Origin of the sequence: Variovorax sp. 679 (assembly GCF_003952185.1) — a bacterium.
GTDB lineage: Bacteria > Pseudomonadota > Gammaproteobacteria > Burkholderiales > Burkholderiaceae_C > Variovorax.
In genome coordinates, this window is record NZ_RXFS01000002.1 from 478,376 (window position 1) to 493,141 (window position 14,766).

General features: G+C 67.2%; 13 protein-coding genes. 2 read left to right on the forward strand and 11 right to left on the reverse strand.

The features are described 5' to 3' along the window. Window positions 1-85 precede the first annotated feature (85 nt). Window positions 86-487, reverse strand: a complete 402-nt coding sequence (locus tag EJO71_RS06215) for a response regulator (protein WP_125947638.1) — start codon at window positions 485-487, stop codon at window positions 86-88. Between the two features lie 114 nt (window positions 488-601). After that, window positions 602-1,588, reverse strand: coding sequence for a quinone oxidoreductase (locus EJO71_RS06220; protein WP_125947637.1), 987 nt, complete (start codon window positions 1,586-1,588; stop codon window positions 602-604). A 104-nt stretch (window positions 1,589-1,692) separates the two neighbouring features. On the opposite strand from EJO71_RS06220, the gene EJO71_RS06225 reads away from it, so the two are divergent. Further along, window positions 1,693-2,601 (forward strand): DMT family transporter, encoded by a 909-nt coding sequence (locus EJO71_RS06225; RefSeq protein ID WP_125947636.1) that lies wholly within the window; start codon window positions 1,693-1,695, stop codon window positions 2,599-2,601. Window positions 2,602-2,610: 9 nt separating this feature from the next. Here the strand turns inward: EJO71_RS06225 and EJO71_RS06230 are convergent, their stop codons facing one another. The 5 genes from EJO71_RS06230 to EJO71_RS06250 form a co-directional block, all read right to left on the reverse strand. Then, window positions 2,611-4,338, reverse strand: a complete 1,728-nt coding sequence (locus EJO71_RS06230; protein ID WP_126053796.1) for a DUF5672 family protein — start codon at window positions 4,336-4,338, stop codon at window positions 2,611-2,613. A gap of 59 nt (window positions 4,339-4,397) precedes the next feature. Next, entirely contained in the window at window positions 4,398-5,189 is a 792-nt protein-coding gene (locus tag EJO71_RS06235) for an SDR family oxidoreductase (protein WP_125947635.1), read from the reverse strand. A 34-nt stretch (window positions 5,190-5,223) separates the two neighbouring features. Continuing rightward, the gene (locus EJO71_RS06240) at window positions 5,224-6,180 is read right to left on the reverse strand and encodes a DMT family transporter (protein WP_125947634.1); all 957 of its coding nucleotides are present in this window, start codon (window positions 6,178-6,180) and stop codon (window positions 5,224-5,226) included. Window positions 6,181-6,219: 39 nt separating this feature from the next. Beyond that, window positions 6,220-7,833, reverse strand: a complete 1,614-nt coding sequence (locus EJO71_RS06245; protein ID WP_125947633.1) for a gamma-glutamyltransferase family protein — start codon at window positions 7,831-7,833, stop codon at window positions 6,220-6,222. A gap of 131 nt (window positions 7,834-7,964) precedes the next feature. Continuing rightward, complete coding sequence (locus EJO71_RS06250; RefSeq protein ID WP_125947632.1) at window positions 7,965-8,939, reverse strand: tripartite tricarboxylate transporter substrate binding protein; 975 nt, start codon at window positions 8,937-8,939, stop codon at window positions 7,965-7,967. Between the two features lie 96 nt (window positions 8,940-9,035). Between EJO71_RS06250 and EJO71_RS06255 the strand changes: the two genes are divergently transcribed. Further along, window positions 9,036-9,962: a LysR substrate-binding domain-containing protein gene (locus tag EJO71_RS06255; protein ID WP_125947631.1), complete on the forward strand. Its 927-nt coding sequence runs from the start codon at window positions 9,036-9,038 to the stop codon at window positions 9,960-9,962. A 62-nt stretch (window positions 9,963-10,024) separates the two neighbouring features. On the opposite strand, the gene EJO71_RS06260 is transcribed toward EJO71_RS06255, so the two are convergent. From EJO71_RS06260 to EJO71_RS06275, 4 genes are all read right to left on the reverse strand, one after another. Continuing rightward, a complete protein-coding gene (locus EJO71_RS06260) occupies window positions 10,025-11,536 on the reverse strand; it encodes a tripartite tricarboxylate transporter permease (protein ID WP_125947630.1) in 1,512 nt (503 codons plus the stop codon). A gap of 19 nt (window positions 11,537-11,555) precedes the next feature. Further along, window positions 11,556-12,044 (reverse strand): tripartite tricarboxylate transporter TctB family protein, encoded by a 489-nt coding sequence (locus EJO71_RS06265; RefSeq protein ID WP_125947629.1) that lies wholly within the window; start codon window positions 12,042-12,044, stop codon window positions 11,556-11,558. A 135-nt stretch (window positions 12,045-12,179) separates the two neighbouring features. Further along, on the reverse strand, window positions 12,180-13,976 hold the full coding sequence (locus tag EJO71_RS06270) for a GspE/PulE family protein (RefSeq protein WP_125947628.1): 1,797 nt from the start codon (window positions 13,974-13,976) through the stop codon (window positions 12,180-12,182). Further along, window positions 13,973-14,758 (reverse strand): spermidine synthase, encoded by a 786-nt coding sequence (locus EJO71_RS06275; protein ID WP_125947627.1) that lies wholly within the window; start codon window positions 14,756-14,758, stop codon window positions 13,973-13,975. Before EJO71_RS06275 ends, EJO71_RS06270 begins: the two co-directional genes overlap by 4 nt. Between the last annotated feature and the right edge of the window lie 8 nt (window positions 14,759-14,766).

Here is a 14,766-nt window from a genome sequence, read left to right on the forward strand (position 1 = left end):
GTGCTCCTCGCGCCATTCGAGGGTGGATTTTCGGCGAAGTCCGGCATCGCTGCCGGGCGGCCGGAAAATGCCCCACCTCAGCGCTTCAGTGTGCCGCGGGCGAACTGAACTGCGCCTGACGGCGGCTGAGGCAGTAGTCGATCAGGTCGTCGATCTCGGTGGCCTTGTCGAACACGGCGTCGGCGCCGAGATGCACGCACTTGCGCCTCATCTCGGGCGTGGCGTAGTTGCTGAGCACCACGATCTTCTGCGAGGGGCTGCGGTCGCGGCAGGCCTCGAGCACGCGAAAGCCGGTGCCGTCCTTCAGGAACAGGTCGACGATGGCCAGGTCCCATTGCGAGAGGTTGCGGGTCAGCCAGCGCGAGCCCTCCTCTTCCGACTCGGCCTCGCCGACCGGATCGACCCGCGCCACCTCCCGCAGCGTGCCCGCCAGGTTCCTGCGGATGGTGGGGTTGTCCTCGACGATGAAGGTGCGAACGGTGGTCATGGAATGGCTTGCCTCTGTGCTGAATCCACAGGCTACAAAGTGCGCGTTGCACAAGTCGAAGGCATGACACCCCTGCGCCAGTAGGACAAGACTGGCGCCCGTACAACCAAAGGCTCAGAGCGTCAGGATCGTGCAGCCCGTGGTCTTGCGCGCTTCCAGGTCGCGGTGCGCCTGCTGCACCTCGGCCAGCGGGTAGCGCTGCTCGATCGGAATCTTCACCGCGCCGCTTCGCACCACCGCGAACAGGTCGTCGGCCATCGCCTGCGTGCTTTCGCGCGTGGCCATGTGGGTGAAGAGCGTGGGCCGCGTGATGTAGAGCGAGCCCTTCGACGCCAGCAGGCCGAGGTTGACCGGCGGCACGGGGCCCGAGCCGTTGCCGAAGATGGCAAGCAGGCCGAAGGGGCGCAGGCAGTCGATGGAGCCCTCGAAGGTGTCCTTGCCCACCGAGTCGTACACCACCTTCACGCCCTTGCCGCCGGTGATCTCCTTCACGCGGGCCGCGAAGTTCTCGGTGCTGTAGTTGATGGCGTGCGCCGCGCCGTATTCCAGTGCGAGCTTGCACTTGGCGTCGCTGCCGGCGGTGCCGATCAGCTGCAGGCCCAGCGCCTTGGCCCACTGGCAGGCGATCAGCCCGACGCCGCCGGCCGCTGCATGGAACAGGATGAAGTCGCCGGCCTGCAGGCCTTCGGCGGGCAACGTCTTCTTCAGCAGGTATTGCGTGGTCAAGCCCTTGAGCATCATGGCCGCGCCGGTCTCGAAGGAGATGTCGTCGGGCAGCTTGCACACGCACTTGGCCGGCATCACGCGCAGCTCGCAATACGCACCGGGCGGCGGGCTTGCGTAGGCGGCGCGGTCGCCTGCCTTCAGGTGGGTGACGCCCTCGCCCACTGCCTCGACGATGCCCGAGGCCTCCATGCCCAGCTGCAGCGGCATCGCGAACGGGTAGAGCCCGCTGCGCTGGTAGGTGTCGATGAAGTTCAGGCCCACGGCCTTGTGGCGGATGCGGATCTCGCCGGGGCCGGGCTCGCCGACTTCCACCTCGACGATCTTCAGTTCTTCGGGGCCGCCATGGCGGTCGATACGGACGGCTTTGCTCAACATCGTTGCAGTCTCCACGCTCAGGAAAAGAAGAGGGACCGGCATCCTGCCACGTATGGGACTCCTGCGTCGGCGACAGCCGGCATTGCCCGGTAGAGTCGGCGGCCATGCAGACACAGCCGCAGCGCCTCGCTCCCCTCACCGTTCTCCTCCTCGTCGTTCCTCCGCTGCTGTGGGCCAGCAATGCCGTGGTCGGCAGGCTGGTGCGCGAGCTGGTGTCGCCGCTCACGCTGAACTTCGTTCGCTGGGTGATTGCCTTCGTGCTCCTGCTGCCGCTGGCCGCGCAGGTGCTGCGCCGCGACAGCCCGTTGTGGGCGCACTGGAAGCGCTACGCCATGCTCGGGCTGCTGGGCATCGGCCTGTACAACGCCTTCCAGTACCTGGCGCTGCAGACCTCCACGCCCATCAACGTGACGCTGGTCGGATCAAGCCTGCCTCTGTGGATGCTCGCGGTGGGCACCCTGTTCTTCGGCGCGCGCATCAGCGCCCGCGAGATCGGCGGCGCGCTGCTGTCGATGATGGGCGTGCTGCTGGTGCTCAGCCGCGGCGAATGGCAGCAGCTGCTGGGGCTTCGGCTGGTGCCGGGCGATCTCTACATGATCGCGGGCACCATCGCCTGGGCTTTCTACAGCTGGCTGCTGGCGCGCACGCACGAGCCTCGGGCGGTGCGGCAGGACTGGGCCGCGTTCCTGATGGCGCAGCTGGTGTTCGGCGTCGCGTGGTCGGGCGCGTTGGCTGCCGGCGAATGGACGTTGACACCGGCGCACATCGAGCTCGGCTGGCCGCTCATCGCGGCGATGCTGTTCATCGGCATCGGCCCCGCCGTGGTGGCTTACCGCTGCTGGGGCACCGGCGTGCAGCGCGCGGGGCCGCAAGCGGCGAGCATCTTCATGAACCTCACGCCGCTGTTCGCGGCAGTGCTTTCGGCGGCCTTCCTGCGGGAGCCGCCGCACTGGTACCACGGCGCGGCGTTCCTGCTGATCGTCGGCGGGATCGTGGTGGCCTCGCGGCGCTGATCACCACCCTCAGGCGAAGAGCCTCGTCAGCCCGGGCTGGTCGCGCATCCAGCGCGGCGCCTCGCCCTTGTCCACCAGGCGCCAGACATAGCCCGGACGACCGTAGAGATCGCGCCCGGAGGCCAGCAGCGCGGGGATGTCGATGGCATCGAGGAATGCCCCGGAGTTGTACTCCTGGTGCGCAAAGCCCTTGATCTTGGCGCGCACCGCATCCTCGTCCATCGCAAGGTACGAGAAGTGCCAGCCGGCATCGGCGAGGATTGCCGCCGGCTGCGCGCCGCTGCGCACGCGCATGCGCAGCTGGTCGGGCGTGAGGCTGTCGAGCCGCGCGCGCGTGGCGGCCACCGTCCACACCGAGGATGCTTCCGGCCCCTCGACGTTGCGGTAGTTGGCATAGAAGTAATAGAAGGCCAGGCACAGGCCGAAGGCATCGTGCCGGCGGTCGTCGCGCATCGCGCGGACCACGTCGGCGCGCGGAATCTCGTCGGCGTCCGAGATCATCACCAGGTCGTGCGGCGCGGCGTCGTGCAGGCCGCGCATCACCTGGTTGCGCTGGAATTTCTCCCTGATCCAGAAGCCGGACTTCGGCATGTCGGAATGCCAGTCGCCCACCACGGGCGCCGCGTCGGCCGCTTCGTCGACCACCGGCATGTCGTGCACGGCGATGTAGCGGATGCGCGGCAGGAACGGTGCGATGCGCGGGTCGGTGGCATCGAAGCGCAGCGCCTTCGGCTCGCCGCTGAAGGTGCGGTCGGCCTCGACGATCACGAAGCAGTCGACCACATCCGACAGCTCGTGCAGCCGCACCGCGAGGATGTCGGCCTCGCCGTTGTAGGTGATGCAGTCGTACACCCTGCGCGTTGCGGATGCGACAGGCGCCTCGGGCTCAGGCGCGAACTCGATGCGGTAGCCGTTGCGCTCGAACATCTGCAGGATGTCGCGCTCGCCGTACCAGCTGTCGAGCTGCGAGAGCGGGATCAACGAGCGCAGCGTGAGCGGCGACAGGCTCGCGAGCTGCCGCACCTTCGCGTGATGCCCGAACAGCAGCATCGCGTTGTAGCCGTGATGCAGCTGCGGCCCCGCATGCTCGATGGCGAAGCTGCGCGCCAGCTCCAGCGGCGCGAAGCGCATGCCGACGGCCTCCAGCGCGGGGCGCAGCACGCCGCTGAGCTGCACGTCCTCGAGCAGCGCGTTGTGCTGCCAGTGCATGCGCAACGGCTCGCCTGCCACCGCGTCGGGCGGCGGAATCTCCACGCGGATGTGCGGATGATCGACCAGCGCACGCATGAAGCGCCGGCTGCGCAGGCTGAAGCCGCCGTTCTGGATCGGCGTGACGACGTGGTCAGGCTTCGCCAGCTCCTGCGCCCACTCGAAGCTGTTGCGCCAGTAGGTGCCCTGCGGCGCGTCGATCCTCGCGAGATGGATCGGCGCGCCGATGTAGTCGCAGTTCAGGAACTCATCGCTCCAGTTGGCCGAGTTGACGACCCAGCCGTCTTCCTGCACGACCAGCGCGAACTCGGTCTGCACCACGCGCCAGAGCGCGAACATCATGAACCAGCTGTACTCGTGGTAGTTCAGCGGTGCGATCGGCCGGTGCTCGATGCCGGGCGCGAGATCGTCGGGCGCGTTCGGGCTGCACAGCAACGCGCGCGCGCCGGGCATCTGCGCCCGGCTGTGCTGCAGCGCCATCGCCGCGCCGCGTGCGTCGGCCAGTCCCGTGACCGAGACCAGCGTCATTCTTTTGAAAGACTCCCTGTTGCTCACGATGCGCCTCCCGTCGCTCTCGTGAATTCCGCTCAGTAGGTGCCCGGGTACGCGCCGCCGTCGGCCAGCACGTTCTGGCCGGTCATGTAGCCGGCCTGCACGCTGCACAGAAAGGCGCAGATGGCGCCGAACTCGGCCGGCGTGCCGAAGCGCTTTGCAGGAATGTTCTTCTTGCGGGCTTCCCACACGGCCTCGAAGTCCTGGCCCGACTTCTGCGCCGCGCCGGCCATCGTGCCCTTCAGGCGATCGGTGTCGAACGAACCCGGCAGCAGGTTGTTGATGGTCACGCCCTGCGCCGCGACGGCCGTGCGTGCCACGCCGGCAACGAAGCCCGTCAGGCCGCTGCGCGCGCCGTTCGACAGGCCGAGGATGTCGATGGGCGACTTCACCGAGCTCGAGGTGATGTTCACGATGCGGCCGAAGCCGCGCTTGGCCATGCCATCCACCGTGGCCTTGATGAGCTCGATGGGAGTGAGCATGTTGGCATCGACCGCCTTGATCCACGCCTCGCGGTCCCAGTTGCGGAAGTCGCCGGGCGGCGGGCCGCCTGCGTTGGTGACGACGATGTCGAAGTCATGGCCCAGCGCGAACACGGCGGCGCGACCAGCCTCGGTGGTGATGTCTGCGGCCACGTGCTTGACGAAGGGCCCCGAGGCACCAGCTGCCTCGGCCAGCTTCTTCGCGGCGGCTTCCAGCGCCTCGGCGCCGCGCGCCACGATCACCACGTTGACGCCCTCTCGCACCAGCGCTTCGGCGCAACCGTAGCCCAACCCCTTGCTCGCGCCGCACACCAGCGCGGTCTTGCCTGCAATACCCAGATCCATGTCTTTGCTCCAGTGAAACAAACCGGCAAGGGGCTCAGCGCCCCTTGCGAGTGAAAACGAAAATGCCCGCGATCACGAGCACGGTGCCCGCCGCGATCCACGGCGTGAACGGCTCGCCGAGTATGACCACCCCCATGAGGATGGTCGACAGCGGCCCGATCATGCCGGTTTGCGCGGCCGTCGCGGGCCCGATGCGCTCGATGGCCATCATCACCATCAAGACCGGCACCGCAGTGCACAGCGTGGCGTTGAGCACCGACAGCCAGATCACCTGCGGCGCCACTTCCATCGCCACGCTCATCGGCCGCGTCAGCACGAACTGCAGGATGCACAGCACGCAGGCCACGGTGGTGGCCAACCCCACGAGCCGCAGCGAACCGAGCCGCTTGACGAACTCGCCGCTGTAGACGAGATAGCCCGCATAGCTCACCGCGCTCAGGAACACCAGGAAGGCGCCCCACGCCGCCGCGCCGCCGCCCTTGCCGCCGCCCCCGGTCCACAACTCGTGGCCGAACACCAGCAGCACACCGGCATAGCTCACCACCATGCCCAGCACCTGCGGGCGCGTCGGATGGCGCCGATACAGCAGCCAGCCGAAGAACAGCACCAGCGTGGGGTTGAGGTAAAGAATGAGCCGCTCGAAGCTGGCCGAGATGTAGGCCAGCCCCGCGAAGTCGAGAAAGCTCGCGAGGTAGTAGCCCGAGAAGCCCAGGCCGATCACGCCGATCCAGTCGCGCCCGGTGAGCGCCGGCTTGCCGCGCCCGGCCCACCAAGCCATCAGCGCGAAGAGCGGCAGCGCGAACAGCATGCGCAGCATGATGAGCGTCACCGCGTCGACGCCGTAGCGGTACGCGAGCTTGACGATGATGGCCTTGCCGCTGAACGCGATGGCGCCCAGCGTGGCAAGGATCAAGCCGGTGACGATGCCCTTCCTGGCGGCATCATGGGAGGGTCGAGGGGGGATGCCGGCCGTCGCGGCTGTCTTGTTCATCCCCCGATCATCGCGGCAACTTCAAACCCTTGCTTTTGCTCAGTACCCCGCCGCCACGCCGTCGCGGCGCGGATCGCTGGCGGCCACGTAGCCTTCCACCGAGGGCTCGCCCGCGCGCCAGATGAACTGGCCGGCGCCGAAGTCCTGATACGAGTCGTTGATCACTTCCAGGTGGTGGCCCAGGTCGCGCAGGCCCTGCACCGTGGCCGGGTTCATCGCGGCCTCGACGTTGATCTCGAGCCCCGCATTGAAGCGCCAGCGCGGCGCGTCGCAGGCGGCCTGCGGGTTCTGCCTGTAGTCGAGCATGCGCACCAGTGTCTGCATGTGGCCCTGGGGCTGCATGTTGCCGCCCATCACGCCGAAGCTCATGACCGGCTGGCCGTCCTTGGTGAGGAAGGCCGGAATGATCGTGTGGAACGGGCGCTTGCCCGGCGCCACCACGTTCGGGCTCTCGGCCTTCAGGCTGAAGCCGTGGCCGCGGTTCTGCAGGCTGATGCCGAATTCGGGCTCCACGCAGCCGGAGCCGAAGCCCATGTAGTTGCTCTGGATGAAGCTGACCATCATGCCGCTCTCGTCGGCCGCCGTGAGGTAGATGGTGCCGCCCTTCACGGGGTTGCCGGCCTTGAAGTCCTGTGCCTTCTTCACGTCGATGAGGCGGGCGCGCGAGGCGAGGTAGGCGTCGTCGAGCATTTGCTCGGTGGTGACTTCCATCGTCTTGCGCTCCGACACGTAGCGGTACACGTCGGCGAACGCCAGCTTCATGGCCTCGATCTGCAGGTGCTGCGACTGCACCGAATCGACCGGCAGCGAGGCGATGTCGAACTTCTCGAGGATGCCCAGCGCGATCAGCGCGGCGATGCCCTGGCCGTTCGGCGGAATCTCGTGCAGCGTGTGGCCGCGATAGTCGCGCGAGATCGGCTTGACCCATTCGGGCTGGTAGGCCGCGAGGTCTGCCACCGTGAGCGCACCGCCCTGTTCGGCGGAGAACTTCGCCAGCGCCTCGGCGATCTCGCCGTTGTAGTAGGCCTCGCCCTTGGTGCGGGCGATGGTCTTGAGCGCGCGCGCGGCGGCCGTGAAGCGGAACATCTCGCCCACCTCGGGCGCGCGGCCCCACGGCAGGAAGGTCTGGGCAAAGCCCGGCTGCGAGCCCAGCACCGGCGTGGCCGCCGCCCACTTGCCCTGCACCACGGGAGGCACGAGGTAGCCGCGCTCGGCGATGTCGATGGCCGGTGCCAGCAGGTCGGCGAACGGCAGCTTGCCGAAGCGCTCGCTCAGCGCCACCCAGCCGCGCACCGCGCCCGGCACCGTGACCGAGTCGATGCCGCGCATCGGCGGATTGGCGGCGTCGGCACCGTACTTGGCCTTGAAGTACTCGGGCGTCCACGCCTTGGGTGCCGGGCCCGAGGCGTTGAGGCCGTGCAGCTCCTTGCCGTCCCACAGGATGCAGAAGGCGTCGCTGCCCAGGCCGTTGCTCACCGGCTCGACCAGCGTCATCACGGCCGCGGTGGCAACGGCAGCGTCGACCGCGTTGCCGCCCTGCTGCAGGATGCGCAGCCCGGCCTGCGAGGCCAGCGGGTGCGAGGTCGAGACCACGTTGCGCGCGAAGATGGGAATGCGCGTGGAGAGATAGGGGTTGGCGTAGTCAAACTTCATACCGTGCTTTCAAGGATGGCGTGAACAATTCGGGAAACACCGCGGAACCGGCTTTGCCGGGCCTCTGGTGTTGCCCCCGGTAGGGGGTTGGCGAAGCGACACGGAGTGCGCGAAGACTGGGGGCGAGCCTATTACTCGTTAGTGATCTTGCGGTCTACGACGATCTTTTTCCACTTGGCGGCGTCGACGGCCACCATCTTCGCGAACTGGTCCGGCGTGCCCGGCGTCGCGGTTTCGATGCCCAGCCGCGCGAGCTTCTCCTTCACCTCGGGATCGGCCAGCGCGTCGTTGGCCGCCTTGTTGATCTTCGCGACGATGTCCGCCGGCAGGCCCTTCGGGCCGTAGAAGCCGAACCAGGTGTTCGACTCGTAGCCCGGCAGCGTGTCGGCGATGGCCGGCAACTCGGGCGCCAGCGGGCTGCGCTTGAGCGATGTGACGCCCAGCGCGCGCAGGCGGCCGTCGCGCACGTGCGGCATGCCGGTGGGCAGCGAGTCGAACAGCACGTCGACCTTGCCGCTGATCAGGTCGGGAATGGCCAGCGCCGTGCCCTTGTAGGGAATGTGCGTGACGAACACGCCGGCCTGCGCCTTGAAGAGCTCCGCCGTGAGCTGAACGATGGTGCCGTTGCCGCTCGATGCGTAATTGAGCTTGCCGGGGTTCTTCTTCGCGTAGTCGATCCACTCGCGCACCGTCTTCGCGGGCGAATTGACCGGCACCAGCATGATGCTGGCCGCGTCGCCCACGTGCGCGATGGGCGTGAAGTCGCGCACCGTGTCGTAGGGCAGCTTGTTGATGGCCGGGCCGATGGAATGCGTGCTGGTGGTGGCCAGCAGGATCGTGTAGCCGTCGGGCGCAGCCTTGGCGGCCTGGTCGGAGCCGATGGCGCCGCCGGCGCCGGGCTTGTTGTCGACCACCAGCGTGGTACCCAGCTTGTCGCCCATCTTCTGCCCCAGCGTGCGCGCGAAGAGATCGGTGGCACCCGCCGCCGGGAAGGGCACGATCAGCCGGATCGGCTTGTTCGGGTAGCCCTGCGCCAGGCTGGCGGACGAGGCGGCCATGCCGAATGCGGCAATGGCGAGCACCTGGAGGAACTGGTGGCGTTTCATGAGCGGAATTCTGTGCCTGTGGACGAAAAAAGCATGCTATGCACCGGCGACACATCAAGCCAGATAATTTCGCTTATTCAACTATGAGTAACGCTTATGACAAGAGGCGCCGCTGAAGAGATCTCGCTGCAGCAGTTGCGGGCGCTGGCGGCGGTGGCCGAAACAGGCAGCTTCACGCTGGCGGCAGAGGCATTGCAGCTCACGCAGCCCGCCATCAGCCACCTGATCAGGCGGCTCGAAGAAGAACTGGCGCAGCCGCTGGTGGTGCGCGGCCGCCGCATCCGCATGACCAATGCGGGCGAGATGATGGTCGACACGGCCGTTCGCGCGCTGCGCATGATCGACGACTCGGTCGGCGCGTGCCGCTCGCAGTCGCAGTTGCGCGAAGGCCGCATCGTGCTGGCGGTGGGCCACCTGACCGCCGGCGCCCTGCTGCCGCTGCTGCTCGGGCGCTTCGCGCAGAAGCACCCCACGCTCGCGGCCACGCTGCTCGACAGCACGGCCGAGCAGATGATCTCGCGCGTGCTCTCGCAGGAGGCGGACCTGGGCTTCGGCTCCGACATCGGCCAGAAGCATTCGGAGCTGGCGACCGAGCCGCTCTTCACGGAGCGCATGGCGCTCTTCGTGCGCGACGACCATCCGCTGGCGCAGCACGACACCGTCGAGGCCAAGCACCTGGAAGGACTGCCCTTCATCCACGTCAACCCCGATGCCAACGTGTGGCGCGCCGTGAGCCGCCAGCTCGCGAGCGTGGCCAACGTGTACCCGCGCGTGGTGCACCATGTGTCGATGCTGTCGACGGCCTTCGGCCTCATCCAGGCCGGAGCCGGCGTGGCGCTGGCGCCGCGCTACGTGGAAGTGCTGATGCCGGGCAACCTGCGCGCCGTGGGCGTGACGCGGCCGGTGCTGGAATATCCGGTGGTCGCCATCCGGCTGGCCAAGCATCCGCTGAGCCCGGCGGCGATGGCGTTCCTGGCGATGGCGCGGCAGCACATGAAGCCGCCACGGGCCGGCAAGAGCTAAAAAAGAAAAACGGCGCCCGAAGGCGCCGTTTTCAAGGAGGGAGGCAGAACCGGGACCGGTGGTCAGTCCTCGACAAAGGCCTCTTCGCGCTTCGACTTCACGGCCGGCAGCAGCACGATGATCAGCAGCAGTGCCGCGGCAGCCAGCAGGCTCGCCGAGATCGGACGCGTGACGAACACGCTCCAGTCGCCGCGCGACAGCAGCAGCGAACGGCGCAGGTTCTCTTCCATCATCGGGCCCAGGATGAAGCCCAGCAGCAGCGGCGCAGGCTCGCAACCCAGCTTGAAGAAGGTGTAGCCCACCAGACCGAAGATGCCCACCATCCAGATGTCGAAGGTGTTGTTGTTGGTCGAGTACACGCCGATCGCGCAGAACAGCACGATTGCCGGGAACAGGTACTTGTAGGGCACCGACAGCAGCTTGATCCACATGCCGATCAGCGGCAGGTTCAGGATGATCAGCATCGCGTTGCCAAGCCACATCGAGGCGATCAGGCCCCAGAACAGCTCGGGGTTGCTGGTCATCACCTGCGGGCCGGGCTGGATGTTGTGGATGGTCATCGCGCCCACCATCAGAGCCATCACAGCGTTGGGCGGAATGCCCAGCGTCAGCAGCGGGATGAAGGAGGTCTGCGCACCCGCGTTGTTGGCCGACTCGGGAGCCGCCACGCCGCGGATGTTGCCCTTGCCGAAGGGCACTTCGCCCGGCTTCAGCTTGGTCTTCTTCTCGATCGTGTAGGCAGCGAAAGCAGCCAGCAGCGCGCCGCCGCCGGGCAGGATGCCCAGTGCGGAACCCAGCGCCGTACCGCGAAGCACCGCGGGAACCATCCGCTTGAAGTCGTCCTTGGTCGGGAACAGGCCCGAGACCTTGGCGGTGAACACTTCGCGCTCGTCATCGGGGCGCGAGAGGTTGGCAATGATTTCGCCGTAGCCGAACACGCCCATGGCGATGGCCACGAAGCCGATGCCGTCGGTGAGCTCCGGAATGTCGAAGCTGTAGCGCGCCACGCCCGAGTTCACGTCGGTACCGACCAGACCCAGCAGCAGGCCCAGCACGATCATCGCGATGGCCTTGAGCAACGAGCCCGAAGCCAGCACCACGGCGCCGATCAGGCCCAGGATCATCAGCGAGAAGTATTCGGCCGGGCCGAACTTGAAGGCCAGCTCGGTCAGCGGCGGCGCGAAGGCGGCCAGGATCAGCGTGCCCACGCAGCCCGCGAAGAACGAGCCCAGGCCGGCGGCGGCGAGCGCCGGTCCGGCTCTCCCCTTTCGCGCCATCTGGTAGCCGTCGATCACGGTCACCACCGATGAGGACTCACCCGGCAGGTTGACCAGAATCGCGGTGGTGGAGCCGCCGTACTGCGCGCCGTAGTAGATACCGGCCAGCATGATCAGCGCCGACACCGGCGGCAACGCGTACGTGGCCGGCAGCAGCATCGCGATGGTCGCGACCGGGCCGATGCCCGGCAGCACGCCGATCAGCGTGCCCAGGATGCAGCCGATCAGGCAGTACAGCAGGTTGGTGAAGGTAAAGGCAACGCCAAAACCGATGGAAAGGTTGTGTATCAGGTCCATGGTGTGATCGGCTTTCGTCTCAACCGGTGATGAAGGTCGGCCAGACCTGGATCTGGAGCTTCAGCGCCCAGATGAATGCGACATAGCTGCCGACGGCCAGCACGGTGGCCAGGACCAGCACGCTGGGCAGCTTGAACTCATGGCCAGCGAGGCTGGAGATGATCACCAGCGCATAGATGGCGATGATCATGCCCATGGCCGGCACGCCCAGGCTCGGCAGGCCGCCGAGCAGGATGCCGAACGCGAGGTTGGCGCCAAGAATGAACACCACCTGCTTCCAGGCCCACTTGCCGATCTTCTCGCCGTCGGTGGTTTCAACGGTGAGCCCGCTGAACATGATCCCGAGGCCGATGAGGGCCATCAGGATGCCGAGCATCAGCGGGAAGTAACCCGGTCCCATGCGGGCCCCGGTGCCCACGGAGTAGGTGGTGGCGCCCCATGCGAACGCCACACCCACCACCGTGAACATCAGACCCGAGAAAAAGTCTTTCTGACTCTTGATCTTCACGAACAGTCTCCTCGAACAAATTTCGATGCGGGATTGTCCGGTCAGCTTCTGGTCAGCTCGATGTGGATTCCACTAACCGCCAGCCTAGGGATAACCCGAAAGGCCACAGCGGGCCTCACAGGTATGGGAAACGGATTATTCCAGCGGCGGCGTGGCGCTCAGCACCTCTTCGATGGTCGTCACGCCCTCGGCCACGCGCAGCGCGCCAGCCAGCCTCAGCGGCCGCATGCCGTCGATCACGGCCTGGCGGCGCAGCCCGGCCAGGTTAGGCTCCTTCGTGACCTGGCCCTTGAACTGCTCGCTGATGCCCAGCAGTTCGTACAGCCCCATGCGGCCCATGTAGCCGGTCATGCGGCAATCGACGCAACCGACCGGCTTGTAGGCGCGCACCGAGCCCGTGATCTGCCACGGCTTGACGATGGCCTCGAGGCTCTCGCGCGTGACGGTGTCGTCGGGCTGCTTGCAATGCGGGCACAGCGTGCGCACCAGCCGCTGCGCGAGCACGCCCAGCATCACCGCGTTGATGAGGTATGAAGGCACGCCCAGCTCCATCAGCCGCGTGATGGCGCTCGGCGCATCGTTGGTGTGCAGCGTGCTGAACACGAGGTGGCCGGTGAGCGCGGCCTGCACCGCCATCTCGGCGGTGGCGAGGTCGCGGATTTCGCCGACCATGATGATGTCCGGGTCCTGCCGCATCAGCGCGCGCAGGCCCTCGGTGAAGCCGAAGTCGAGCTGCGGCTGCACCTGGGTCTGGTTGAAGGAGGTCTCGATCATTTCGATCGGGTCCTCCACCGTGCTCACGTTCACTTCTTCGGTCGCCACGCGCTTGAGCGTGGAGTACAGCGTGGTGGTCTTGCCCGAACCCGTGGGCCCGGTCACCAGGATGATGCCGTTGGGCCGCGTGACGAGCTGCTCCCAGCGCTGCGCGTCGTGCTGCGCGAAACCCAGCGCGTCGAGGTCCTTCACCGCAGTGTCGGGGTCGAAGATGCGCATCACCATCTTCTCGCCGAAGGCTGTCGGCAGGGTCGACAGGCGCATTTCGACTTCGTCGCCGCGCATGTTGCGGGTCTTGATGCGGCCATCGAGCGGGCGGCGCTTCTCGACCACGTCCATGCGGCCCAGCAGCTTGATGCGCGCGACCATCGCGTTCATCACGCCCATGGGCATCTGGTAGGCCGGATGCAGGATGCCGTCGATGCGGAAGCGGATCACGCCCTGCTCGCGGCGCGGCTCCAGGTGGATGTCGCTCGCGCGCTGGTCGAAGGCGTACTGCCACAGCCAGTCGACCACCTGCACCACGCTCTGGTCGTTGGCGTCGAGCTGCTTGTTGCTCTTGCCGAGCTCGACCAGCTGCTCGAAGCTCGTGCTGCCGGTGCTGCCGCCGGCCTTCTGCGCGGCGCGCACCGACTTCGCGAGCGCGAAGAACTCGGCCGTGTAGCGCTGGATGTCCGCCGGGTTGGCGACCACGCGCCGAACCGAGCGCCGCGCCTGCCGCTCGACCTCGGCGATCCAGTCGGTGAGGAAGGGCTCGGCCGTGGCCACCACCACCTCGTTGGGCAGCACCTGCACCGGCAGCACCTTGTGGCGCTCGGCATACGCCGCGCTCATGGTGTCGGCCACTTTGCCCACGTCGACCTTGAGCGGATCAATACGAAGGTACGACAGCCCCGCACGGCCCGCGAGCCATTGGGTGAGCATTTCGAGGTCGAGCGGCTTGTTGTCGCTCTCGCGCGTCATGGCGACGTTGGCCAGGCGCACCAGCGGTGCCTGGCGGCTTTCGGCCTGTGCGCAGCGTGCGATGGTGCGCTTGGCCTCGACCGGGGAGATCACGCCGTCGGTGGCGAGCCATTCGATCAGGCGCCGCAGGTCGAGCGGGCCTTCGTGTCGGGCGGCCAGGGGGGCGGGGGCGGAAGCAGCGGGTACAGCGCTCATGTGCCGGTGGTTCGGGTGAGTGTCAGGTTCTGTGGCTTGAAGACCCGCAGCCATTTCGGCGCGGGCAGGCCCCAGCGAGTCTGGATCGTTTGCGCGCGCTCGGCAAGCGCCTCGCGCTTCGGGCGGCTGGGTGTGCGCTGTGCGAGCACCACCGTGTTGCCTTCGCGCGTCGGCTTGAAGGCCCAGACCGCGTCGGCGCCGAATGCGGAGGAGATCTTTTCCAGGCTGCGCTCATAGCTCGACGAGCGGCCGAAGAGGTTGACCGTCATGCAGCCGTCTTCCGTGAGCAGCGTCCGGCAGTCGGCATAGAAGTCTTCGCTGTCGAGCACGGGCGCGGCGGCCTCGTGGTCGTACAGGTCGACCTGCAGCGCATCGACCGTGCCGTGCCACTCGGGCTTGCGGATCTCGGCAGCGGCGTCGGCGATCACCACGCGCAGCTTCGGGTCGTCGGGCGGCAGCTTGAACCAGCCGCGGCAGGCCGACACCACCTGCGGATTGAGCTCGATCGCGGTGGTGCGCATGCGCAGGATCTTGCGGCTGAACTTGGTGAGCGTGGCCGCACCGAGGCCGAGCTGCATCGCGTGGCGACCGGACACGGTCTTGGGGTCGGCGAAGAGCAGCCAGGCCATCATGCGCTGCACGTACTCGAGTTCGATCTCGAAGGGCGCGTCGAGCTTCATCGAGCCCTGGACCCATTCGGTGCCCAGGTGGAGATAACGGATGTCGCCCCAGTCGGAGAAATTGACTTCGGGAAGAGAGATTGGAGTTTTGCTCGATGCCATCGATGCCG

What these genes read in the sequence shown, in the direction of transcription:
- EJO71_RS06215 (WP_125947638.1), bottom strand. Translation starts at nt 487, where the DNA reads ATGACCACCGTTCGCACCTTCATCGTCGAGGACAACCCCACCATCCGC.
- EJO71_RS06220 (WP_125947637.1), bottom strand. Translation starts at nt 1,588, where the DNA reads ATGTTGAGCAAAGCCGTCCGTATCGACCGCCATGGCGGCCCCGAAGAA.
- EJO71_RS06225 (WP_125947636.1), top strand. Translation starts at nt 1,693, where the DNA reads ATGCAGACACAGCCGCAGCGCCTCGCTCCCCTCACCGTTCTCCTCCTC.
- EJO71_RS06230 (WP_126053796.1), bottom strand. Translation starts at nt 4,338, where the DNA reads ATGACGCTGGTCTCGGTCACGGGACTGGCCGACGCACGCGGCGCGGCG.
- EJO71_RS06235 (WP_125947635.1), bottom strand. Translation starts at nt 5,189, where the DNA reads ATGGATCTGGGTATTGCAGGCAAGACCGCGCTGGTGTGCGGCGCGAGC.
- EJO71_RS06240 (WP_125947634.1), bottom strand. Translation starts at nt 6,180, where the DNA reads ATGAACAAGACAGCCGCGACGGCCGGCATCCCCCCTCGACCCTCCCAT.
- EJO71_RS06245 (WP_125947633.1), bottom strand. Translation starts at nt 7,833, where the DNA reads ATGAAGTTTGACTACGCCAACCCCTATCTCTCCACGCGCATTCCCATC.
- EJO71_RS06250 (WP_125947632.1), bottom strand. Translation starts at nt 8,939, where the DNA reads ATGAAACGCCACCAGTTCCTCCAGGTGCTCGCCATTGCCGCATTCGGC.
- EJO71_RS06255 (WP_125947631.1), top strand. Translation starts at nt 9,036, where the DNA reads ATGACAAGAGGCGCCGCTGAAGAGATCTCGCTGCAGCAGTTGCGGGCG.
- EJO71_RS06260 (WP_125947630.1), bottom strand. Translation starts at nt 11,536, where the DNA reads ATGGACCTGATACACAACCTTTCCATCGGTTTTGGCGTTGCCTTTACC.
- EJO71_RS06270 (WP_125947628.1), bottom strand. Translation starts at nt 13,976, where the DNA reads ATGAGCGCTGTACCCGCTGCTTCCGCCCCCGCCCCCCTGGCCGCCCGA.
- EJO71_RS06275 (WP_125947627.1), bottom strand. Translation starts at nt 14,758, where the DNA reads ATGGCATCGAGCAAAACTCCAATCTCTCTTCCCGAAGTCAATTTCTCC.